General features: G+C 61.0%; 18 protein-coding genes. 8 read left to right on the plus strand and 10 right to left on the minus strand.

Features of this window, described 5'->3' with window-relative positions; translation table 11 throughout:
• Positions 1-59 precede the first annotated feature (59 nt).
• The 3 genes from ACB030_RS07230 to ACB030_RS07240 all read left to right on the plus strand — a co-directional run bounded on the left by ACB030_RS07230 (position 60) and on the right by ACB030_RS07240 (position 4,963).
• Positions 60-1,511: a sugar porter family MFS transporter gene (locus ACB030_RS07230; RefSeq protein WP_371158792.1), complete on the plus strand. Its 1,452-nt coding sequence runs from the start codon at positions 60-62 to the stop codon at positions 1,509-1,511.
• Complete coding sequence (locus tag ACB030_RS07235) at positions 1,508-2,437, plus strand: aldose 1-epimerase (protein WP_371158793.1); 930 nt, start codon at positions 1,508-1,510, stop codon at positions 2,435-2,437. The genes ACB030_RS07230 and ACB030_RS07235 overlap by 4 nt, the downstream gene beginning before the upstream one ends.
• A gap of 204 nt (positions 2,438-2,641) precedes the next feature.
• On the plus strand, positions 2,642-4,963 hold the full coding sequence (locus tag ACB030_RS07240; RefSeq protein WP_371158794.1) for an Ig-like domain-containing protein: 2,322 nt from the start codon (positions 2,642-2,644) through the stop codon (positions 4,961-4,963).
• A gap of 115 nt (positions 4,964-5,078) precedes the next feature.
• Here ACB030_RS07240 and ACB030_RS07245 read toward each other — a convergent pair whose 3' ends face one another.
• From ACB030_RS07245 to ACB030_RS07255, 3 genes are all read right to left on the minus strand, one after another.
• Positions 5,079-5,888, minus strand: a complete 810-nt coding sequence (locus ACB030_RS07245; protein WP_371158795.1) for a hypothetical protein — start codon at positions 5,886-5,888, stop codon at positions 5,079-5,081.
• 104 nt (positions 5,889-5,992) lie between these two features.
• Positions 5,993-6,280, minus strand: a complete 288-nt coding sequence (locus ACB030_RS07250) for a hypothetical protein (RefSeq protein WP_202046776.1) — start codon at positions 6,278-6,280, stop codon at positions 5,993-5,995.
• Positions 6,281-6,483: 203 nt separating this feature from the next.
• The gene (locus tag ACB030_RS07255; protein ID WP_371158796.1) at positions 6,484-8,394 is read right to left on the minus strand and encodes a PTS fructose transporter subunit EIIC; all 1,911 of its coding nucleotides are present in this window, start codon (positions 8,392-8,394) and stop codon (positions 6,484-6,486) included.
• A gap of 673 nt (positions 8,395-9,067) precedes the next feature.
• Between ACB030_RS07255 and ACB030_RS07260 the strand changes: the two genes are divergently transcribed.
• Positions 9,068-9,217: a hypothetical protein gene (locus ACB030_RS07260; protein WP_005328920.1), complete on the plus strand. Its 150-nt coding sequence runs from the start codon at positions 9,068-9,070 to the stop codon at positions 9,215-9,217.
• A 98-nt stretch (positions 9,218-9,315) separates the two neighbouring features.
• Here ACB030_RS07260 and ACB030_RS07265 read toward each other — a convergent pair whose 3' ends face one another.
• Both ACB030_RS07265 and manA read right to left on the minus strand, forming a co-directional pair.
• The gene (locus ACB030_RS07265; protein ID WP_371158797.1) at positions 9,316-10,404 is read right to left on the minus strand and encodes an alpha/beta hydrolase; all 1,089 of its coding nucleotides are present in this window, start codon (positions 10,402-10,404) and stop codon (positions 9,316-9,318) included.
• Positions 10,405-10,567: 163 nt separating this feature from the next.
• Positions 10,568-11,767 carry a mannose-6-phosphate isomerase, class I gene (gene manA, locus ACB030_RS07270; protein ID WP_371158798.1) on the minus strand — a complete coding sequence of 400 codons (1,200 nt, stop codon included), beginning with the start codon at positions 11,765-11,767 and terminating at the stop codon, positions 10,568-10,570.
• Positions 11,768-11,896: 129 nt separating this feature from the next.
• Here manA and ACB030_RS07275 point away from each other — a divergent pair, with 129 nt between their 5' ends.
• Together ACB030_RS07275 and icd are read left to right on the plus strand one after the other, a co-directional pair.
• The gene (locus tag ACB030_RS07275; protein WP_371158799.1) at positions 11,897-12,772 is read left to right on the plus strand and encodes a helix-turn-helix transcriptional regulator; all 876 of its coding nucleotides are present in this window, start codon (positions 11,897-11,899) and stop codon (positions 12,770-12,772) included.
• Positions 12,773-12,969: 197 nt separating this feature from the next.
• Positions 12,970-14,223: an NADP-dependent isocitrate dehydrogenase gene (gene icd, locus ACB030_RS07280; protein ID WP_371158800.1), complete on the plus strand. Its 1,254-nt coding sequence runs from the start codon at positions 12,970-12,972 to the stop codon at positions 14,221-14,223.
• Positions 14,224-14,292: 69 nt separating this feature from the next.
• On the opposite strand, the gene ACB030_RS07285 is transcribed toward icd, so the two are convergent.
• The 3 genes from ACB030_RS07285 to dsdX form a co-directional block, all read right to left on the minus strand.
• On the minus strand, positions 14,293-14,469 hold the full coding sequence (locus ACB030_RS07285) for a hypothetical protein (RefSeq protein ID WP_005312753.1): 177 nt from the start codon (positions 14,467-14,469) through the stop codon (positions 14,293-14,295).
• A gap of 325 nt (positions 14,470-14,794) precedes the next feature.
• Positions 14,795-16,126: a D-serine ammonia-lyase gene (locus ACB030_RS07290; RefSeq protein WP_371158801.1), complete on the minus strand. Its 1,332-nt coding sequence runs from the start codon at positions 16,124-16,126 to the stop codon at positions 14,795-14,797.
• Positions 16,127-16,143: 17 nt separating this feature from the next.
• Entirely contained in the window at positions 16,144-17,481 is a 1,338-nt protein-coding gene (gene dsdX / locus ACB030_RS07295) for a D-serine transporter DsdX (RefSeq protein ID WP_371158802.1), read from the minus strand.
• 229 nt (positions 17,482-17,710) lie between these two features.
• Here dsdX and dsdC point away from each other — a divergent pair, with 229 nt between their 5' ends.
• Complete coding sequence (gene dsdC, locus ACB030_RS07300; RefSeq protein ID WP_371158803.1) at positions 17,711-18,655, plus strand: DNA-binding transcriptional regulator DsdC; 945 nt, start codon at positions 17,711-17,713, stop codon at positions 18,653-18,655.
• Between the two features lie 398 nt (positions 18,656-19,053).
• Positions 19,054-19,461 (plus strand): H-NS family nucleoid-associated regulatory protein, encoded by a 408-nt coding sequence (locus tag ACB030_RS07305; protein ID WP_005332615.1) that lies wholly within the window; start codon positions 19,054-19,056, stop codon positions 19,459-19,461.
• 474 nt (positions 19,462-19,935) lie between these two features.
• Here ACB030_RS07305 and ACB030_RS07310 read toward each other — a convergent pair whose 3' ends face one another.
• Both ACB030_RS07310 and ACB030_RS07315 read right to left on the minus strand, forming a co-directional pair.
• Positions 19,936-21,042, minus strand: a complete 1,107-nt coding sequence (locus ACB030_RS07310; protein ID WP_371158804.1) for a 3-deoxy-7-phosphoheptulonate synthase — start codon at positions 21,040-21,042, stop codon at positions 19,936-19,938.
• A 259-nt stretch (positions 21,043-21,301) separates the two neighbouring features.
• Complete coding sequence (locus tag ACB030_RS07315) at positions 21,302-22,108, minus strand: siderophore-interacting protein (protein ID WP_371158805.1); 807 nt, start codon at positions 22,106-22,108, stop codon at positions 21,302-21,304.
• Positions 22,109-22,208: the final 100 nt, after the last annotated feature.

Here is a 22,208-nt window from a genome sequence, read left to right on the forward strand (position 1 = left end):
TTCGCCACGGTGCGAAGCGCCCCAGTACCCTACAATCGACAAGATAGAGAGAGTGCGTCATGAAAAGTTCGCAAAATCAATTGGATACGTACGGCCTCAATATGGGCTACATCTGGATGATCTGCCTGGTGGCCGCCTGCGGTGGCCTGCTGTTTGGTTATGACTGGGTGGTGATTGGCGGGGCCAAGCCCTTCTATGAGGCCTATTTCGCCATCACGGATCCGGCCCAGTCCGGTTGGGCCATGAGCTCGGCGCTGGTGGGCTGCGTGCTGGGGGCGGCCATCTCCGGCTGGACCGCCGATCGCTTCGGTCGCAAGAAGCCGCTGATCCTGGCCGCCATCCTCTTCACTATCTCGGCCTGGGGCACGGCCGCTGCCGGCAACTTCGATCTGTTCGTGGTCTATCGCATCATAGGCGGCATCGGCATTGGTCTGGCTTCGGCGCTCTCCCCCATGTACATCGCCGAGATAAGCCCGGCCGACAAGCGGGGCAAGTTCGTGGCCATCAACCAGCTCACCATAGTCATCGGGGTGCTGGCGGCTCAGCTGGTGAACCTGATGATCGCCGATCCGGTGGCGAGCAACGCCACCCAGGCCGATATTCTGGCGACCTGGAATGGTCAGTCCGGCTGGCGCTGGATGTTCGGTGCCGAACTGGTACCTGCCCTGGCGTTTCTGGTGCTGATGTTCTTCGTGCCGGAGTCGCCGCGCTGGTTGGCCAAAGATGGCCAGTATGAGAAGGCCTCCCGCATGCTCGGCAAGATTGGCGGTGATGCCTATGCCAAGCAGACGCTGGCCGAGATCCGCCAGACTCTGGTGGGCGAGACCCACAAGGTGTCGCTGTCGGAGCTGGGCAAGCCCTCGGTGCGCCCCATCCTCGTCATCGGGATTGTGCTGGCGGTGTTCCAGCAGTGGTGCGGCATCAATGTCATCTTCAACTACGCGCAGGAGATCTTTGCCTCCGCCGGGTTTGACATCAACAGCACCCTCAAATCCATCGTCGCCACCGGTCTTATCAACCTGCTGTTTACCCTGATTGCGCTGCCCATGGTGGACAAGATTGGTCGTCGTAAGCTGATGCTGATTGGCTCGGCCGGTCTCACCATCATCTACGCCATGATGGCGGCTGCCTATGCCAGCGGCGTGCTGGGGCTGCCGGTATTGCTGCTGGTATTGGCGGCCATCGCCATCTATGCCCTGACCCTGGCGCCGGTCACCTGGGTGCTGCTCTCGGAGATCTTCCCCAACCGGGTGCGGGGGTTGGCGATGTCGGCCGGTACCCTGGCGCTCTGGATCGCCTGTTTCGTATTGACCTACACCTTCCCGCTGCTTAACGCCGGGCTGGGCGCCGCAGGCAGCTTCCTGCTCTACGGCCTCATCTGCTTCGCCGGTCTCATCTTTATCTACCGCAAGGTGCCCGAGACCAAGGGGGTGACACTGGAAGCGCTGGAAGCCCAGCTGGCCCAAGGCAAGGTTGAACTGACGCCGGCCAAGGCGAGCACGGCTGCATGAGGGTATACACATTGAGCAACCCGCATCTTAGGATGCGGGTCTCTGCACAGGGGGCTTGCCTGCTGGGGCTGGAAGATGACAAGGGGCGTCCGCTGCTGCGAGACACCGACCCGGCGCAGCCCTGGCATCCCGGGCAGAGCGCGCTGTTTCCCATGCTGCCCTTGGCCAATCGGGTTGCAGGCAACCGGTTCGAACTGTGGGAAGAGCAATATTCATTGCCCGCGAGCGAGTGCGATCCCCACTTCTTTTTGCATGGGGATGGCTGGTTGCAGCCATGGCAGCCGGTGGCGCTGACCGGCAGCTCGGTGACCTTGCAGCTCACCAGCCATTGCGGCCCTTTTCACTATCTGGCGGAGATCGACTATCGCCTGCTGGGGCCGAGTCTGGTGGCGCGCATCGGCTTGACCCATCTGGGGGAGGTGCCCTGCCTCTACGGCGCGGGTTTCCACCCCTTCTTCTGGCGCGTCGAGCAGACCCGCATTCGCTTTCTGGCGAGCGGCGTCTGGCAGGAGGGGCCGGATCATCTGCCGACCGACTGGTCGAGCAGACTGGCGCCCCACCTCGACTTTCGTCAGTGGGCTCGCCCACAAGGGTGGCTCAATAACTGTTACGGCGGCTGGCGTGGTCAGGCCGAGATTGACCACCCGGCCCGCCAGCAGCGCCTGCTGGTCTCAAGCGGGTGTGAATTCCTGATGCTCTACCAGCCCGATGAGGGGAGCGGCTTCGTCTGCCTGGAGCCCCAGAGCCATGCCGCCAATGCCCACCAGATGGCCGGTCACCCCGGCTTGCGGCTGCTCGACAGAGGGGATCGCATGAGCCTTGGTATGACCCTCAGCCTGCGCCGGCGCCATGACTCAGGGTTGGCAATGACAGGGGCCCGAAAGGGCCTCACTTGTTGGCGTCTGGCGCGGTTCTGCGGCGTATAAGGGGCGGCTTGTCAGGGACTTGGGGGCGGGTTGCCAGGTTTCATCGCGATTTTCTTAACCCAGGCTGTCTGCGCCGTGGCTTTCGGTGGACGGCAAAATGCCCCCTTGCTCTACTCCCCGTCTGGTTCAAACAGCCGCAGCGACAGGCGGTCCCGGCGCACGCTGAGCGCGCCGGCAAGGGCGTGGTTTAGGGAGAAATGGGTAATGGCAGTGGGCAAGTGGTTGGTAGCAGGATTGGCAGCGCTGGCGCTGCTCGGGTGTGGCAGTGATGACGAGGAAGGTTCAACGGGGGAGGGGCCCTCCCTCGCCTCGCTGCAGATTAGTCCGGAAGAGATCAGGATCCCGGTCGGCATCGAGCAGCAGTGCCAGGTGCAGGCGACCTGGGATGATGGCGCCGTGCAGGACGTGACCGGGCATCCCGACCTTGTCTGGAGCAGCAGCGACACCGCCGTGGTCAGGGTGGATGAGCAGGGCCTCGCCATGGGGATCGGCCCGGGCACGGCCACCCTGACCAGCGCGGGCACAGTCAACGGGGAGTCTCATAGCGCCACCGCCAGGGTGGAGGTGATCGATGCCTATGTGACAGAGTTGCAACTGACCCCGGTCACGGCCAGGGTGCCGGTGGGATTGAACCAGCCCTTCGTGGCCATCGCCACCTTCTCCGACGGCCAGTCGCGAGACGTGACCAATGCCGCAGGCCTGCAGTGGCGCAGCAGTGACGAGGGCAGCGCCCTGGTCAGCAACGACGCCGGCAGCAAGGGCCTTGCCACCGGGGTGGCGGTCGGGGAGCCGAACATTGAGGCCAGCGGCACCCTCAATGGCGCGTCCTTCCAGGCGTCGGCCCCGCTGGCGGTGACGGATGCCGTGATCACCGGGCTGGATATCCATGCCCCCCAGGATCCGCTGCCCATGGGATTGAGTGCGCAGCTGCACGCCTTCGCCACCCTGTCCGATGACAGCGATCCCATCGAGGTGACCGAGCATGACGCCTTGACCTGGCACAGCAGCGATCCGGCGGTGGCGAGCATCAGCGAGACCGGGCTGGTCACCGGGCTGACGCCGGGGAGCGCCACCATAGGGGTGAGCGGCATGATCAACGGGGTCTCCCTCGAGGCGACCGAGCCGCTCAGGGTGAGCTCGGCCGCCGTCATCGGACTCGAGGTGCAGTCCATGGGGGGCGCCATTGCGGCTGGCCTGCAAACACAGTTTGTCGCTGCGGCCAATCTCACCGATGGCACCTCGTTCGATGTCACCGACAACGACCTCATCCAGTGGCAAAGCAATCAACCCGGGATAGCGAGCGTCAGCAACCAGGCGGGGAGCAAGGGGCTGGTGACGGGCCAGACGGTGGGGACTGCCGCCATCATGGCGAGCGGCACCCTGGACGGCACCACCTTCACCGCCTCGGCCCCGGTGGCCGTCTCATCCGCCGTGGTGACCAATCTGGAGCTGACGCCCGCGGATGCCTCTGTCACTGTGGGGGGCAGGGTGCAGTTTCAGGCCATGGCGACCCTCTCCGATGGCAGCAACCAGGAGGTGACGGACGACGACAGCATCCTCTGGTCTTCCGATGCGCCCGCCGTTGCGTCCATCAGCAATGCCTCTGGCAGCCGGGGGGAGGCGAGCGGCCTGAGCGAGGGGATGGCACTCATCACCGCCAGCCTGGGGGGCGTCACCAGCACGTCGGCCCGGCTGACCGTGATGCCGACGGCCCCCGAGGCTCCCATCCTCATCGAGCCGCGGCAAAACCAGTTGGCCTCGCTGCAACTGAGCCCGGAGGCCTTTGCATTCTGGAATGCGACCTCCATCAACTCCCCCGAGGGGCAGGCGGCGCTGAAAGATCTGACCGGACAGGTCTACAACCAGTTCAGCGATGCCTTCGACTTCATCACAGTGGTGATGAACAACGACGATGTCCCAGCGGGCATGCCCACCGGCGAATATGCCCACGTCAGAAACGATGTGGCGGGCATAGGCCTTGGCATGTTTGATGAGACGGCGGCATTTCACTCGGACGGCAAGCTGCAGGGGGTCTTCTTCCTCTACAAGAAGAAGTACCTGTCGACCTCGACCTATGGTCCCATCCTGCACGAGATGGCCCATCGCTGGGCGAACTGGGTGGTGCCACCCGCTACCGGGCACTGGGCTCCCTGGCTCGGCATCGTCGGCCAGTTGAACAACGTGAGTGCCAACTACGCCGACATCGAGCTCTACCTGATGGGGTTGATGGACGCCTCCGAGATGACGGATCCCGCCAGTCTCGATGCTTATGCCCTGATCCCGGCCGATCAGAAGCCCAGGGTGCCGAGTACGGCCACCTCGCAGAAGGCGTTTCGTACCCTGCTGCTGATCCTGTCGGATCGGCCGCTCAATGCCACCGAGATCCAGAACTACAACAACGGGGCCACCCTGCTGACCCGGACAGACAACCCGTCCCAGCAGGGCACCAACTTCCACAAGATGACCCGAGGCAGAGGCACCCTGACGGTGAACGCTCTGGATACCCTGATCAAGCCGACCCCTTGATCCGGCTGCGTGACAGGCGATCGCGCCCCATCCCGACCGGCGAGCCGGCCGATAGCGGCCGCCCATCACGATGTTATCCGGCGCCCCCTGGCGCCGGATTTTTTATGGGGGTGGGTCAAGGGTGAGCGGGCGTCTCGGGTGGCTTGGTTTCGTTCTGAGGAGGAGGTTCAGGCCGGTAGCGGGTCTGCTCAATCTGATCGTGCCGCAGCAGCAGGGTATCCCCCTCCATGAGGCGATAGGCGCAGTAGGTGCCGTTGCAGGCGATGCGGATATGGGGTTTATTCCCCAGCAGGGGTGACTGGCTATGGGCCTCGCTTATCGGCCAGTTGCCTTGTTCTAACTGCGCTATCTGTTTTTTAGCAAGGTCTTCGCCCATGGGCTTGAGATGTTCAGAGGCCATGATGACCAGCAAGGGAGGCACGATAAAAACAGCGAGTTTTAAAATAGAGTTCCTTAGCCAGATCATGGACTTGAAGGTAAAGGGGGCCGGGTAGTTATTGGCTATTTTTCCTCCCTTCTGCACGAGAGGGCTCAGGACAAAGAAGCGAATAACCCACCATGAGAACGTCAGGCGCCACTTCACGGCAAACAGCATGGCAAAGAGAGCAAGAAAAAGCGTTCCTAGCACTGCGATTAATGGGACTACATAGGGTAAAAGAAACTGGAGCAGCAGATAGAAACCGGTAAAAAGCGTGATATCGGCGGATGGAGAAAACTCTGTTGAGTCCAGTCCGAATTGCTTCAGGTAACCTTGGTAATAGCGCATTCCCACAAAGTACACCGTTGCCGTCAGCAAGGGGATCAGAGCGCATAGAATGCCGACGAATCCCAGCATTCCCCCTTTCTCTTCATCCTCATCCTTTGCTGCCCGCAGCTCTTGCAGATGTTTCTTAAGCCAACGCCTGCGCAGGGTGTTCAGATCCATATCTGGTGTCATCAAATCCCTTCTAGCGACTTGGCTTGGCTGTGGTGATGGATAAACCATCAAGGGTGGTTGCGTACCCTAATGGCATAGCAGTTGGCACCTTGTCAGAGGATGGCGCGGCTGCGAAACAGCACCTTGCCGCAGGCAAGGCAGGTGTGGCGCAGGCGGTAATCGCCGGCACCGGTAAGAGGAAGGAACAGCACCTTGTCGGAGCCGCAGCCATGGCAGCGGGCGTTTTCGGCATCCTCGATGGCGCACTCGGGGTGCCGCTCGAGGTACTCAGGCAGGGTCGGCAGCCTGTCCCAGTCGGGTTGGGTAACCGAGCGGTTTTTGAGGATGATGCCGGCGGTGACCAGACCCGCCAGGGTGAGCAGTGCGTCAGTCAGTTCCATGAGTATCAAGGCTTCCATTCCGGGGGCCGCAGGGCAGTCGGCCTGTGCGAGATGACGCTTATCCTATCGGGCGGTAGGCTGAGTGCGCCATCCCCACCTGGATAGCCGACACCGCAGGCGGGTTGGCTCCGAGCGCTTGACTGCGTGAAATAAGTGGAGGGGCCCTCGGCCCCTCCTGTTGCACATCAGATAAAGCGTCTTCGTCAGGCGACCTTGCTGCTGCCGGCCAGGGTGCGGGCCAGCAATCCATCTGGATTGTGGATAGCATCCTTCGTTTTGACATCGATTATTTCGATACTATTGAAGCGCTCCCGGTGCTTGATGGCCACGTCATGGGCCAGGATGACGCAGCGGGCGTTGGCCACGTCCTTGGGGGTGATGCGGTTGATGATGCCGTTGGCGCCTTGGGTCTCCACCTTGAGCTTGATGCCCGCCTTGGCGGCCGCCTTCTGCAGGCTCTTGGCGGCCAGGAAGGTGTGGGCCACGCCGGAGGGGCAGGCGGTGATGGCGAGCACCTCTGCCTCACCTTCCGCTTCGATGACCTCATAGCCGCCATCCGGGGTGGTGACCTCTTCCTCGTCGGTCACCGGTTTTTTCAGCAGGTTGACGACAAGGGCCGTGGTCAGGGCGCCGAGCAGGGTGCCGAGGATATAGCCCATCTTGCCCTCCACCACTGGCAGCACTATCCAGCCGCCCCAGGGGGCGTGGTTGATGCTGTGCATCATGAAGCCGGTGATGTTGCCGACGATGCCGCCCGCGACTATGGCCGGGATGACGCGCACCGGGTCGGCGGCGGCAAAGGGAATGGCCCCCTCGCTGATGCCTATCATGCCCATGATGGCGGCCGCCTTGCCCGCTTCACGCTCCTCCTTCTTGTAGCGGCGGGGGGAGAGCAGGGTGGCCAGCGCCATGCCGAGCGGCGGCACGCAGATGGCGATGCCGACGCCCCCCATCAGCCAGGGCTGGGTGTTGACCTGGGTCTGGGCGAACAGGGTGGCCACCTTGTTGACCGGGCCGCCCATGTCAAAGGCGGTCATGCCACCGAGGATGGCCCCCAGCATCACCTTGCCGGAGCCCGCCATGCTGGAGAGCCAGTGGTTCATCCCCTCCATCATGGCGGCGATGGGCGCCCCTATCACCCACATGACGATGCCGCACACCAGGAAGGTGCCGATCAGCGGATAGATGAAGATGGAGCCGAGCGAACTCATGGAGTCCGGCAGCTTGATGCGCTTGAGCTGATTGACGATGAGGCCGGCGATAAAGCCCACCAGGATGGCGCCGAGAAAACCGGTGTGGAACTGCTGCACCGCTACCCAGGAGCCGATCATGCCGGGGGCTAGGCCAGGCTTGTCCGCCATGGAGTAGGCGATGTAGCCGCCAAGCACGGCGGTAAACAGGGTGAGCCCGGCGATGCCCATGTCGGCCATGTCCTTGAGCACGCCCGCCTCGGGCACGGCGCCCTTGCCGCTCATCATCACCGAGAGTGACAGCAAGACGCCCCCCGCGACGATGAAGGGGATCATGTGGGAGGTGCCGAACAGCAAATGCTGCTTGAGGGTGTTGAGCTGGCCCTTGAGGCTGCGATCCCGGGGCTCGGGCGCCTGGACTCGCGGTTGAGCGGTTGCCCCGGCGCGTACCGGTTGCTTGCCGGCTGCACTGGCGGGTGCCTGGGCCGCCAGCAGCTTGAGCACCTCGGCCTTGCTGGTGGCCGCTTGCACCTGCGGGATAAAGCCCGGCTCCAGCAGCTTGGTGGAGAGCTCGGCCAGCACCTCGATATGGTGGTTGGCGCCCCCCGCCGGGGAGGCAATCATGAAGAAGAGTTTGGAGGGCAGGCCATCTTCGGCGCCATAGTCTATCCCCTGGCGGCTGATGCCGATGACGATGGCGGGCTGCAGCACCGCCTCGCTCTTGGCGTGGGGCAGGGCGACCCCCTGTTCAAACCCCGTGTTGTCGAGGTTTTCCCGCGCCCAGAGGTCGCGCACGAACTGATCCTGATTGGCTATCTTGCCGCAGGCTTTGAGGCGGGCGGCCAGCTCGACAAAGAGCCCCTGTTTGTCGTTGGCCGCTATGTCGAGGCAGATCAGCCCTTCGTCTATCAAGGTGGTGAGCATAGGTGTCTCCTGGCTCCTTCATGGAGCCGTTGCGATGGGTAACAATTGACCCGCCTATTGTTTCGTCCTTGCCCTCGGGTCGAAATCGGATATATGTGCCCTTTACTGGATTTTTGTGTCAGCACCCCCGTCCTGTGACCCCGCTCGCATTTTCCTGTCGGTTTGCTGACTCGATGGGTTATTTTTTATTTCTCTTTAAAACAATTATTTATGTTTTATTTTGATTCATTTATCAGAAGTGGGCTGCCAGATGCCGATTTCAAGCCAAGAGCGAGAGTTGGAGATTTGTGTGATGTGGCCGTGCCCTGAAATGTGAGCCATCTGGCAAAAGTGCGGCTCGAGAGCGGTTTCGCATGGGCGAGGCGGCCCAGGCGGGGGAGGTGAAAAAAAATCTGCATAACCAGAAGCCCCCGACAAGGTCGGCGGAAAGGCTGAGGTGAATTTGTTCAATTTACTGATAATAAAAGAAAAAGCAGGATTTTATTGCACCAGTTCAGGAGGCTTTTATGTGGTTTCACAAGAGGCCCCTTGCTGCTTTTTAGATTGGTTTTTGCATAATAAATCGTTTATTTAGTTGGACAATCGGGAAAGAGTTGGTGTCCAATCGGGTAGAGCAGGTTGGCCAACAGTGCCGTCAGCCAGTGTGTAACCCGAGATACAAGGAGACATCCTGATGGAAAAACTTGACCAAGAAATCGACACCATGCGCCAGGAATTTGAGTCACAGGGGCAAAAGCAGGCCCATGACAAATGGCAAGCCAGGGTCGATGAACTGCAGCGGGAACGCTCGGAAGCTCCCCAGCCGGAAGCGGCAGAACACTAGCCCCCGACGGCCATGCTGGCCATCGGTTGAGCAGATAATGAAAAACCACTGCCCTGAGTCAGGGCAGTGGTTTTTTTCAAGGGGCGGGCACCCCTGAGTTACAGGCGATAGAGATTCTGGGCTATGTCGAAGTGCGCCGCACTCTCCCCCGTGCCGCCGTTGAGCACTGTGTGGAAGAAGGTCGCCACCTTCTTGTTGGCGATGGCATCCCCCTCGAAGTAGGCGTGGGAATCCCCCACCTGGGGCTGATCGGTGAAGTCGACGTAGATGGCCGTCCTGGAGTCCAGCTTCCTGGTGTAGTGGCCGAGGCGCGCCTTCTGCTGCTCCCCCATCTTCATCCGCGACGCCATGAGGGCGCTGTCCCGCTCATTGATGGTGATGTAGAGGCGGTTGCGACACTGGATCCGGTCGACCCACTGGGCGTGGTCCTCGTTGTTGGTATCCGCCGCCACCATGACGACGTTGTCGAACAGCAGGTGGTTGGCGTTGTAGGTGCTGCTGCCGAGCAGGTGCTTGAACAGGTAGTTGCCCATGCTGTGCAGCATCAGGTTGATGGTGAAGGGGCAGCGTTTGTTTACCTCCTTCGAGAAGTAGCGATCCCAGGCCTCGCCGTTACCGGCAAACTTCTTCTGGGCCTTGCCCTCCAGCTCGGTCACATACTGGGCATTGAACTCCTCGAGCAGCAACCGCATCTTCTCCAGCACCCGATCCAGGGCCCCGGCAGAGGCCAGCGCATCGCGCTTGTCGCTCTTGTAGCTCAATACCCCCTGGACGCCCCCGCCATTGGCGGGCCAGCTGAAGCAGAGCACCTCGACCCCATACTGGGCCTCGAGACCGGCCGCCCGCTCAAGCACATCCTCCAGGTTGTTGTTGAAGCCATGGACGAACAGCAGCAGGTGCTTGCCGGTCTTGAGCTTCTGTTTGCCCGTCCCCGTACCGGCGCAGCGCTCCAGCAGCTTGCGCGCCACATAGGCGCTGGCCGGGTAGCTGGCGGCGGGATCCAGCCCCACGCTCTCGGCCATCTCGGGGGTGATCTGGTCGGGTAGCAAGTCGAGCTGCCATTTGTCTCCCTGGCGGCTGGCTTCCGCCAATCGCAACTCATTCGGGCCTGCCTCCGGCCTGTCGCCGAAGACGCCAAGGGGGCTCTTGCTCCCCTCGTTCACCACACGGTTGGTGACGATAAACATGATGTTCTCCTTTTCTCGTGCGCTCCTCAGGTGGCCAGCGACTCGTTTGAGGTCCTGACCGATTGGGAAAGAGCCTAGTCGGGATCCGGCGACTCTTCCTTGGGACAGAAACGACAAGGGCCATCAAAAGATGGCCCTTGTGGATTAGGGGTCATGGCGCCCCTTAGCAGCGGTTGCCGGCGCGGGCGACCCGCCCCTCGGCCAGCAGCTGGTAGCTGCCGGTGGCGGCGGGGACGAAGGCGGACTGCCCCTTCTCGAGGCGCAGTGACTGCTCACCCTGCTGGAGGACCACTGTGCCATCGATGGCAAACAGTATCTCGGCGCTGGCGGTGGTGAGTGCATGCTCACCGGCCGGGTAGACGCTGAAGGTGAAGTCAGGTACCGGCACCTCGAAGTGCTGCACCGCCCCTTCAAGGTGGGGGACCAGCAGGATCTGATCGTCCGGCTTGGGCAGGCAGCGGGTGCAATCCAGCAGCTCGGCCACGTCTATGTATTTGGGGGTGAGGCCGGCGCGCAGCACGTTGTCGGAGTTGGCCATGATCTCAAGACCCGTGCCGCGCACATAGGCGTGGGGGGTGCAGGCGTCCAGATACATGGCCTGACCCGGCTTGAGTGTCACCACGTTCAGCAAGAGCGGCGAGAAGAGCCCGACATCCCCCGGATACTGGGCAGCCAGACTGGTGATCAGCGCAAAGGTCTCTTCATCCTGATGGACGGCGGCATAGGCCAGCAGACCCGCGAGGGCGGCTTCCTTGCGAGTCCCCTCCAGCACCAGCAACTGGTGGAAGAAGTGTTGCAAGCCGGCCTCATCCTGTGACTGGCGCAGCGCCGCGGTCAGCTCGGCCAGCGCCGGCAGTGCCATGGCATCGAACAGCGCCAGTATGGCCGGGATGGTGCGAAAGCCGTTCATCGCCTGATAGGGGGTGAGGGCAAACACCAGCTCCGGTTTGTGGTTGGGGTCTTTGTAGTTGCGATTGGCGGCCGTTGGCGAGATGCCGGCGGCCTCTTCCTTGGCAAAGCCGGCTTCGGCCTGGGCCTTGCTCGGGTGCACCTGGATGGAGAGGGCCTTCTCGGCGCACAGCACCTTGAACAGGAAGGGCAGGCTGCCGAAGCGGGCCAGGGTGGCGTCCCCCAGCACGGCGGCGGGGGCGCGCTCTATCAGGGTCGAGAGCCTCTGCACATCTCCCGCCAGGGTCACCTCGGAGCAGCCGTTGGGGTGGGCTCCCATCCAGAGTTCCGCCTGGGGTTTGCCGGCCGGATTGGGGATGCCAAACAGTGTGGTGAGGGCGTCATGGCTGCCCCAGTCGTAACCTTGAATCGGATTTTGCATCAACAGAAAGGAGGGCAGATCTCGACTGCTCATAAGGGACGCCTCATTTGGTGTGAACAAAGTGGTTTGAAGAAAAGGGTGGAATTGACGGTCCGGCCCGGACTATAACATGGGCGGCCTTTGCCGCCGCAACCGCTTGCCTCTCTCTTGATCGGGATCATCATGTCACTCATCTTCAGCCAGCTGCTCGACGGCGCCCTCCACGACCAGGTTCCCTTCGAACGGATCTGGTTTGCCCAGGATCAGGGGGTGCCACCGGGCTTCAGCTACCAGGTCAACTTTCCCCGCCTCGAGCTGGTGTTCAGCGGCGAATACCTCAACCAGGTCTGGGACAGGGAGTCGGGCTGCCAGGAGATAAGCGTGCTGCCGGGGCAGGCGCTCTACATACCCCCGAACGGCTGGAACAAGCCGCTCTGGACCACGGATTGCTCGGTGCTGAGCCTGCTGTTTGGCAAGCGCCAGCTCGGTTTCAGCCTGGTGAGCAAGCGCCGGGAAGACCCGGATTTCTTCGATGTGCAAAAGCACAGCATCATGGCCCGGGCCGGCCATGTGAATGAGCACATACTGGCGGCCCTCAACGTGCTGGTGGAAGATCCTGGCCGCTCCCCCACCGACAACCACCTGTTGCAGGCGCTGCTCACCAGCGCCCGTCAATTGCTGGCGGAGTCCACCTTCGAGCGGCCGAGGGGGGCTGAGCTGTTTCACGGCATCTGCATCTATATCCAGGAGAACTTTCACCGCCCCATCACCCGGGACTCCATCGCCCACCGCTTCAACGTCTCGGCGAGCCACCTCTCCCACCTGTTTCGCGAGCAGGGGCACATGCGCCTGGCGGACTACATCAGCTGGGTACGCATCGATAGGGCCAAATTCATGCTGAAAAAATATCGCTTTCGCCTCGAAGAAGTGGCGAGCCGCTGTGGTTACGGCGATGTGAACTATTTCTGCCGGGTGTTCAAGCAAAAGACAGGGCTCACCCCCTCCCAGTACCGCGCCCTGAGCCAGCCCCAGGGCCAGAGCGAGAGCCTGACGCCATGACGGCGGCGCTCGCCATGGCCGAACTGCACTGGCTTGCACCTCATGGGGCGCAAAGAGAAGTGGCGCATTGTGATCCAGTCCCCGACTATGGTCGGACATGCACGCCCGCCATTTGATTATGCAAATGGATGGGCTAAGATGGCCGCGCGCAACGATCAACGATCAGATTGATAACAAACGGAAGTTAGGAGATGCCGATGGAAAGCAAAGTAGTTATCCCGACCCAGGGTCAGAAAATCACCGTCGATGCCAGCGGCAAGCTGCAGGTTCCCCACAACCCCATCATTCCGTTTATCGAAGGGGATGGTATCGGTGTGGACGTGACCCCGGCCATGCTGAACGTGGTGAACGCTGCGGTCGAGAAAGCCTACAAGGGCGAGCGCAAAATCGCCTGGATGGAGATTTATACCGGCGAGAAATCGACTCATGTCTATGGCGAAGGTGCCTGGCTGCCGGCCGAAACCCTGGATTTCATTCGTGAATACTGCGTGGCCATCAAGGGCCCGCTGACCACGCCGGTCGGTGGCGGTATTCGCTCCCTCAACGTGGCCCTGCGTCAGGAGCTGGATCTCTACATCTGCCTGCGCCCGGTCCGTTACTACGAAGGGACCCCGAGCCCGGTCAAGCACCCCGAGCTGACCGACATGGTGATCTTCCGCGAGAACGCCGAAGACATCTACGCCGGTATCGAGTGGAAGGCGGACAGCGATGAAGCCAAGAAGGTGATCGCCTTCCTGCAAAACGAGATGGGCGTGAAGAAGATCCGCTTCCCCGAGTCCTGCGGCATCGGCATCAAGCCCATGTCCAAGGCCGGTACCGAGCGTCTGGTCCGTGCCGCCATCGAGTACGCCATCGACAACGATCGCGACTCCGTGACCCTGGTGCACAAGGGCAACATCATGAAGTTCACCGAAGGTGCCTTCAAGGATTGGGGCTATGCCCTGGCCCAGAAAGAGTACGATGCCCAACTGATTGACGGCGGCCCCTGGTGCTCCTTCAAGAACCCGAAGACCGGCAAGACCATCATCGTCAAGGACGTCATCGCCGATGCCTTCCTGCAACAGATACTGCTGCGTCCGGCCGAGTATGACGTCATTGCCTGTATGAACTTGAACGGTGACTACATCTCCGACGCCCTGGCCGCCCAGGTCGGTGGCATCGGTATCGCCCCGGGCGCCAACATCGGTGACGGCGTGGCCCTGTTCGAGGCCACCCACGGCACTGCCCCCAAGTACGCAGGTCAGGACAAGGTGAACCCGGGTTCCCTCATCCTCTCCGCCGAGATGATGCTGCGCCACATGGGCTGGGTCGAAGCGGCCGATCTCATCATCAAGGGCATGGAAGCGGCCATCGCCAACAAGACGGTCACCTATGACTTCGAGCGACTGATGGAAGGCGCCACCCTGCGCTCCTGCTCCCAGTTCGCCCAGGACATGGTCGATCAGATGTAAGCGGTGAGACTGAAATGCAAAACCGGCGCCATGTGCGCCGGTTTTTTTATGGGTGAAGAGCTGAGGGACTTATTGCGCCTGCTCTGCGTGCTGCTGATAGCGCTGCTGCCATTTGCTGCTTTCGGCTTCGTCGCCCTGGGTCTGCCAGAACTCGCAGATGGAGTTGGCGAGCTCGGATGCCATGGCATGATCGCCATCGCGACGACTCATCAGATATTGTCCAAGCCAGCTTTGATATTGTTTCATTGCCCGATCTCCTTATCTAAGGTGCCCCTGGTGTCGCTCGCTGGAACAGGCCGCCAGCATTGACTCAACCGGGTCACTTGTGGTGCCGCGCCGCCGCTCGTTGTGCCCACCGGACTGGGTGGTGATCTTGCAGGATCAAGGCGCTAACGGGGCGCAGATGTCAAAAAACGGACCCTATCTTATCACAAAATAACCAACTTGGGGGGATTGACGGCGGGGAGAGCGGGACGGGGAGTGGCAAATCGTCGGCAAAGAGCATGCCATCTTGCTGATCCCAGAAGAGAAAAACCCGCCAGGGTGGCGGGTTTCTTGGTTGAAAAAAAGATCAGAGGTGGGCAGTGGCGAGGTATTTTGCCATCTCCTCGGCGGGCACCATGCCGCCGCCGGTGGCCCACACCAGGTGGGTGGCCTGCGCCATGCGACCGGCATCCAGAGCGCGCGATGCCTGCCAGTCGCCATCGGCGCTGACCCGCCAGGGGCCCGGCATACCGGCCAGGGCGGAGGGTTCGAGGCGGATCTGCTCATCCCGGGCCAGCAGCCCCAGCAGGTCATACATCTCCTGATCGCTCAGGGTGTAGAAGCCATCGAGCAGCCGCTCCATGGCGCGGCCGACGAAACCGGAGGCGCGTCCTACCGCCAGGCCGTCGGCGGCGGTGAGGTTGTCGATCCCCAGATCCTGCACCGCGATGGCATCGTGCAAGCCGGTGTGCACCCCGAGCAGCATGCAGGGGGAGTGGGTGGGTTCTGCGAAGAAGCAATGAACGTTGTCCCCGAACGCGAGCTTGAGGCCAAAGGCCACCCCGCCGGGACCACCACCGACGCCGCAGGGGAGGTAGACGAACAGCGGATGGTCGGCATCCACCTTGATGCCCATCTCATCGAACTGTTTTTTCACCCGCTCACCGGCCACCGAGTAGCCGAGGAACAGGGTGCGGGAGTTCTCGTCATCGATGAAGAAGCAGTTGGGGTCGCGTTCGGCCTCCTTGCGCCCCTGCTCCACAGCTACCCCATAATCTTCCGCATATTCCACGACGATCACGCCGTGTTCGCGCAACTTGCGCTTCTTCCACTCCCGCGCATCGGCGGACATGTGGACGGTGACGGTGAAGCCGAGCTTGGAGCTCATGATGCCTATGGACATGCCGAGGTTGCCGGTGGAGCCCACCGCAATGCTGTACTGGCCGAAGAACTGGCGAAACTCCTCGCTGAAAAGCGTGCGATAGTCGTCCTCCTCTCGCAGCAACCCGGCCTTGATGGCCAGCCGTTCGGCGTGGGTCAGCACCTCGTAGATGCCGCCGCGCGCCTTGATGGAGCCCGAGATGGGCAGGTGGCTGTCTTTTTTCAGCAGCAACTTGCCGGTCAGCTCGACGCCGTAACGCTGGTTCAGAGTGGCCTGCATCGCCGGGATGGCCGCTATCTCGGACTCCAGAATGCCCTTGCTGGCACGGGTCTCGGGGAAGGCGTCGCACATGTAGGGGGCGAAGCGGGCGAGCCGGGCGGAGGCATCCGCCACATCGCTGCCATCCAGTCCCACATAGGGCAGGCCGACCTCGAGCGTGGTGGCCTTGGGGTTGAACCAGGTCACGGGCTCGAGTGCTATCAGGGATTGCACCAGCGGAAATTGGCTTGTGAGTTGTTGGACGTCGATGTTTTTCATGGGATGTCTCTGTCTTGTTACACGATATAGGAGAGCAGGAAGGTACCGGCCAGCGCCATCAGAGAGGCGACAAAGGTGGCACTGGTGTAGTACTTGAGCGTTTCGTTCAGGGTGGCGCCGCAATACTGCTTGACCAGCCAGAACAGGGAGTCGGTCACCATGGTGCAGCCGATGGCGCCGGATCCGATGGCCAGCGTCATGATCTCCGGGCTGATGTTCGGGTAGTGCACCATGATGGGGGAGACGATGGCGGTGGCCCCCATCATGGCGACGGTAGCGGAGCCCACGGCGGCGTGCAGCACTATGGCCACCAGCCAGGCCAGCAGTATGGGGTGCATGTCCAACTGGGAGAGGATGGTCGCCAGGCTGTCCCCTAAGCCGCTCGCCTTGAGCACGCCGTTGAAGGCACCGCCCGCGCCGATGATCAGCAAGATGTTGGCGATGGAGGAGAAGCACTCCTCTGTCTTGTTCAGCAGCCCTTCCATCTTCATCTGCTGACGGATCCCCAGCACGTAGTAGGCGGTGAAGGCGGCGATAAACATGGCGGTGATGGGGTTGCCGATAAACTCCAGCAGGGTATAGAGGTGGCTGGCGTGATCCATGTTGAGCTCGGCCACCGTCTTGGCCAGCATCAGCAGTATGGGCAGCAGCACGGTGAAGAGAGAGGCACTCAAGGTAGGGAGGCTTGCCTCATCCCGGGCCTCGATATTCGCAAAGGCGGCGGGTACCTCCTTGAACGGCACCCGTTTACCCAGCAGTTTCAGAAACAGCGGGCCGCCTACCAGGGAGGCAAACAGCCCGACCGCCAGACCATAGACGATGACGGAGCCTATGTCGGCACCTAGCTGATTGGTGACATAGAGCGCGGCCGGGTGGGGCGGCACTATGCAGTGCACGGCCATCAGGGCGGTGCAGAGCGGGATGGCCAGGGTCAGCAGCGAGGTTTTGGTCTTGCGGGCGATGGAGAAGGCGAGCGGAATGAGCAGTACCACCCCCACTTCGACAAACAGGGTGATGCCGCACACCAGACCGACCAGCACCATGATCACCTGGGGCGAGAGCCAGCGGCATTTTTGCAGGGCGAGACCGATGCGCTCCGCCGCCCCCGACACCTCCATCATCTTGCCGAGTATGGTGCCAAGACCGATGACGGCGGCGAGAAAGCCCAGGGTGCCGCCTATGCCCGCTTCCATGGCATTGACCATCTTGACCGGGTTCATCCCCATCATGGTGCCCACATAGAAGCTCGCCAGCAGCAGGGCGAGGAAAGGATGCACCTTGCCCTTCACTATGGTGAAGACAATCAGGATGATGCTAGTCAGCAAGGTACCGACGACCCACACTTCAGAATTCATACTGCGCCTCTACATGTGTAATGAGTGATGATTTATGCGCTATTGAATGAAAATGACGGGCGGCTGACAAATGATGAAAATGGCCTCTTGGATGAACTGGGTTGATGCAAAGGTGCCACATTCATCACATTTAGCGGTATTTATGTGACTTGGGTTCGGTTACGTCATCCTGAATCGGGTCGTCCGGGATATCATGACGGCGATGTTGAGCCTGTGACGGGGAAGGCGGATGTATACCGAAGACAACTATGTATCGAGAAACAAGCTGCTGAGCGGCTATCAGCTCGCCAAGCTGCACACCTTCGAGGCGGCGGCCCGCCACAGCTCCTTCGCCCTGGCGGCGGATGAGCTGGCGCTCAGCCCGAGCGCGGTGAGCCACAGGATCAGTGCGCTGGAAGAGGAGCTCGGCTTCAAGCTGTTCCAGCGTTTTCACCGCAAGGTGATGCTGACCGCAGAGGGGCAGCGGGTCTTCTGGGCACTCAAGTCGTCGCTTGAGTTCATCAATCAGGAGATCCTGGAGATCAAAAATCAGGAGCTGTCCGGTTCCCTGACCGTCTATTCGCGCCCCTCCATCGCCCAGTGCTGGTTGGTGCCGCGGCTCGCGGATTTTTCCCGCCTGCATCCCCAGATCGATCTCAACATCATGACCGGCAACGAGAACGTCAATCTGCACGGCTATGGCATCGATCTGACGATCTATTTCGATGACAAGGTGCCGGAGCGGCTCGCCATCCACCCGCTGATGGATGAATACATGGTGCCGGTGTGCAGCCCCGAATATGCCGAGCGGCACCAGCTGCTCAACAACCCGGACAACTTGAACCACTGCCGCCTGCTGCACGACAGGCAGGCCTGGGGATATGACTCCGACACCGACGAGTGGTGCAGCTGGGCTCGCCAGGCCGGGATCTCCCTAGATGGCTGCCAGTCGAGCATGGGCTTCGATCGCTCCGATCTCGCCATCATAGCCGCCATGAATCACGCCGGCGTGGCCATGGGTCGCAAGAACCTGGTACGTCAGCGGCTGGAGCGCAACGAACTGGTGGAGCCCTTCCCGGGCAAGGCGGTTCGCTGCCATCAGCGCTACTACATGGCGACGCTCCCCCATCGCCAGTGCCCCAAGATCCAGGCATTCATCGAATGGATAAACGCCCAGGCAAAGGAAATTGATTGAACCAGGGACAGAGATACACAGCAGCAGAACTGCCCGGTCTCGATCTCATTTCATTCGACCTTGGAATGAAGAGGCCAATATTTGTACATTTCGTGCCTATGGGCTTAAGCCGCGGTATGGCTTGCTATATATGAACGCAGATGCTTGGATGACACCCCTTTTATCTCTGTGACAAATACCTGGGGAAGTGGGCCGATTAACCCATGTTGAAGAAATAATGTCTGTGGAGTGGTGAGCCGATAAGATCCCTGATGTGAATTAACCACGGTGAATAATGATCATGGGATTGTCAGGAATAGCGCTGGCACTATAAAATCATTATGTTGTTATCGAGTGGACATGCTATTCTCAAAATGAGTTATCCCTGTGACATACAAAAATAATTCTGTGAGGAAGTAATGAACGAGTTTCTGAAGGTTCTGCTGAACATTCGCAGCTTGCGCGCTGCCATTCGTGAACTGCCGTTTGAGCAACTGCAAGAAGCGAAAGAAAAGTTTGATCTGGTATATAACGAGCGTGCCGAGTCCGTAGAGCAAGAGCGTGCCGAGCAGGAAGAGCGTCAGCGCAAGCTGAGCGAGTTTACCGAGATGCTGCAACAGGCTGGCATCGATCCGCGCGAGCTGATCGGCAGCGTGGCTGCACCGGCCGCTGCTGGCGCGACCAAGAGCAAGCGTGCTCCGCGTCCTGCCAAATACAAGTATCAGGAAGATGGCCAGGAGAAGACCTGGACCGGCCAGGGCCGCATGCCCAAAGCCATTGCCGAGCAAGTTGCGCTGGGCAAGGATCTGAACGACTTCCTGATCTGATTGTCAGGATAGCGTCGTCAATAATGCCGCCCAAGGGGCGGCATTATTATTTTCAGGATCCTGTCTATCTATTGCCCATCCAGGAAGCCACCTAATTAGGATCGCCCAACCACAATAGCCATGACCATCATGGGCCAATAAAAAGTATCCTTTGGCGGTAAGCCAATCTCTGTCGCGCCTCGTCAGCGACACAATGAGGACTCATACAGCCCATTTGTTATCTCTGATGACAAAAGATGACAAATAATGGCCCGTCCTTATGGAATGAAATAGGTGGATTGACGGGCATGCCTCCCGCTTTGCCTAGCTACCCATTCTCCTATCAATGGGGAAGTGCTGGTCCCTCTCGCACTATTTTTCTTTCCCCATCACTGCCCTATTTGACACCCCTTTTCAGACAATATGTGAATGTCATTTCTCGGGGGGGATTGAATAGGGGCCTGGCGACCCCGCTGCGAATAAATAGGAAATAGGTCAGCTGACCGGCTGGCCGAGATCACTGCGAAGGGGAATGGGGTGACTGTGTGCAAATTGACGGCGCGCCATGACCCCATCGGCCAGCATGGCCAGCAGGGTCTCACTCTCTTGCCAGCCGAGGCAGGCATCGGTGACCGACAAGCCATATTGCAGCTCACTCAGTGGCGCCGGTTTCTGGCTGCCCCCCTGCAGAAAGCTTTCGACCATGACGGCGGCGATGGTATTGCTCCCGCCCCGCAACTGGCGGCAGAGCTCCCCGGCGACCCGAAGCTGGTTCTGGTGCAGTTTCTGGCTGTTGCCGTGGCTGCAATCCACCATCAGCCGAGGGTTGAGCCCCTGGCGCACCAGGCGCTCGGCCGCGTCCATCACGTCGCTCTGGTGGTAGTTTGGCAGGGTACCGCCACGCAATATGATATGGCCGCTCGGGTTGCCCTCGCTCCTGATCACCACCATGCCCCCCTGGCTGCCAGGGGCGGTGAACAGATGGGAGGCCTCGCTGGCCAGGATGGCATCGATGGCCACCCTGATGTTGCCATCCGTGCCGTTCTTGAAGCCGACCGGACAGGGCAGGGCCGAGGCCAGTTGTCTGTGTACCTGGGATTCGGTGGTGCGAGCACCGATCGCTCCCCAGCTGACGAGATCCGCCAGATAGAGGAAGCTGGTGGTATCGAGAAACTCGGTGGCGGTGGCCAGCCCCAACCGGTTGATGTCGAGCAGCAGCTGACGTGCCAGGCGGAGCCCGTGACCGATGTCGTTGCTGCCATCGAGATGAGGGTCGAATACCAGCCCCTTCCAGCCGACCGTGGTGCGCGGTTTCTCGAAATAGGTGCGCATCACTATATGCAGGTGCTCCTGATGCTCGGTGGCGAGCCGTGCCAGCCTCTTGGCATAGTCGAGGGCGGCGACGGGATCATGGATGGAGCAGGGGCCTATCACCACCAGCAGACGATCATCTACCCCGCTCAGGATCTGGCGTACCTGGTGGCGGTGCTGGTCAATGTGCTGCGCCATGTCGGCCGGGCAGGGATGCTGTGCCAACAGGTCGGCAGGGGTGGGGAGCGCCTCCACCGCGAAGGCGCGCATTACCGAATTCAAAACAGCCATCTGGGGTTACCTTGCAGTGCAAATGGGGTCGACGACGTGTCCGGAGCGTTCGGGTGTCTGGATCAGGGGATCTGCGCCCGGCACACATCATCTTTGTTGAGAGTGATTATCATTATCTTGCTGTTCGTCTCAAATGCAAGCACTACCGAGAGGATCACCAAAGATGGGGGGCTGGCTGAAAAAGGGGGAAGGAAAACGGCAACCAGGCCCGCTCCCGAGCGGGAGAAGGCCTGATAAGAGCAAGGAATACAGGGTGTTATCAGCTATCCATCACGACATGGCGATCCTGATGGTAGGCGTCTTCATCCTTGCCGCTGCGCCAGTAAGGCACTGCGTAGACCCGCTGGCGATCGGTGTCCAGGGTCCGCCTGACATGACGACGCAGGGGCACCACCAGACCCTCTTCCCCCCCGAACCAGAAATAGCTCTCCTCGGCGGCCATGGGCAGGGAGGTGAAGTACTCCACCAGGGGGCCGGTCTGGTCCGGCGTGCCGACAAACCAGCGCAGGCTGACCCCTTCGGGCAGGGACAGATCCTGCACATCGTCCTGATGGGGCACCAGCAGGGCGATATGGCCCCTGGCCTCTGCCGGCATCACCTCGGCCATGGCGCTGATGGCGGGCAGGGAGGTGAGATCGCCGGCCATGTAGTAGTGAGCGGCCAGCTGCAACATGGGGTCCGGGCCGCCCGGACCCGAGATGGCGAGCCTGTCCCCCGGCTTGGCGTGGAGGGCGAAGCGGCTGGCGGGGCCGACGTCGCCGTGCAGGGCGAAGTCGATGTCGATCTCCAGGGCCTCGCGGCGGAAGGCACGGATGGTGAAGGTGCGGATGATGGGCTTCTGGCTCGGATCCTCCCAGCGGGGACCCTTGGGGGTCGGGGTTGGCAGCACTATCTCGCTCTGGCCCGGCCGGGGCAGCATGATCTTGATATGGGCACCGCCACAGCTGAAGGGGTAATCCGCCAGTTCGGGGCTGGTCAGGCAGACTCGGCGCAGATGAGGGCTCACATCGTGGACATGCTTGACGGTGAGCAGGCGAGGGCGATTGACCGGGGCGGGCTGTGACATTTGAGTACTCCTGACAGACGAGAGCGCTCATTTTTCATCAAATGAAAACTATTATCAATTGCTTTGTTATGAAGAGGATACAAGGGCAGCCAGCATGGAG

The sequence above is a fragment of the Aeromonas sp. S16(2024) genome, from assembly GCF_041403065.1.
In the GTDB taxonomy this organism is placed as follows: domain Bacteria; phylum Pseudomonadota; class Gammaproteobacteria; order Enterobacterales; family Aeromonadaceae; genus Aeromonas.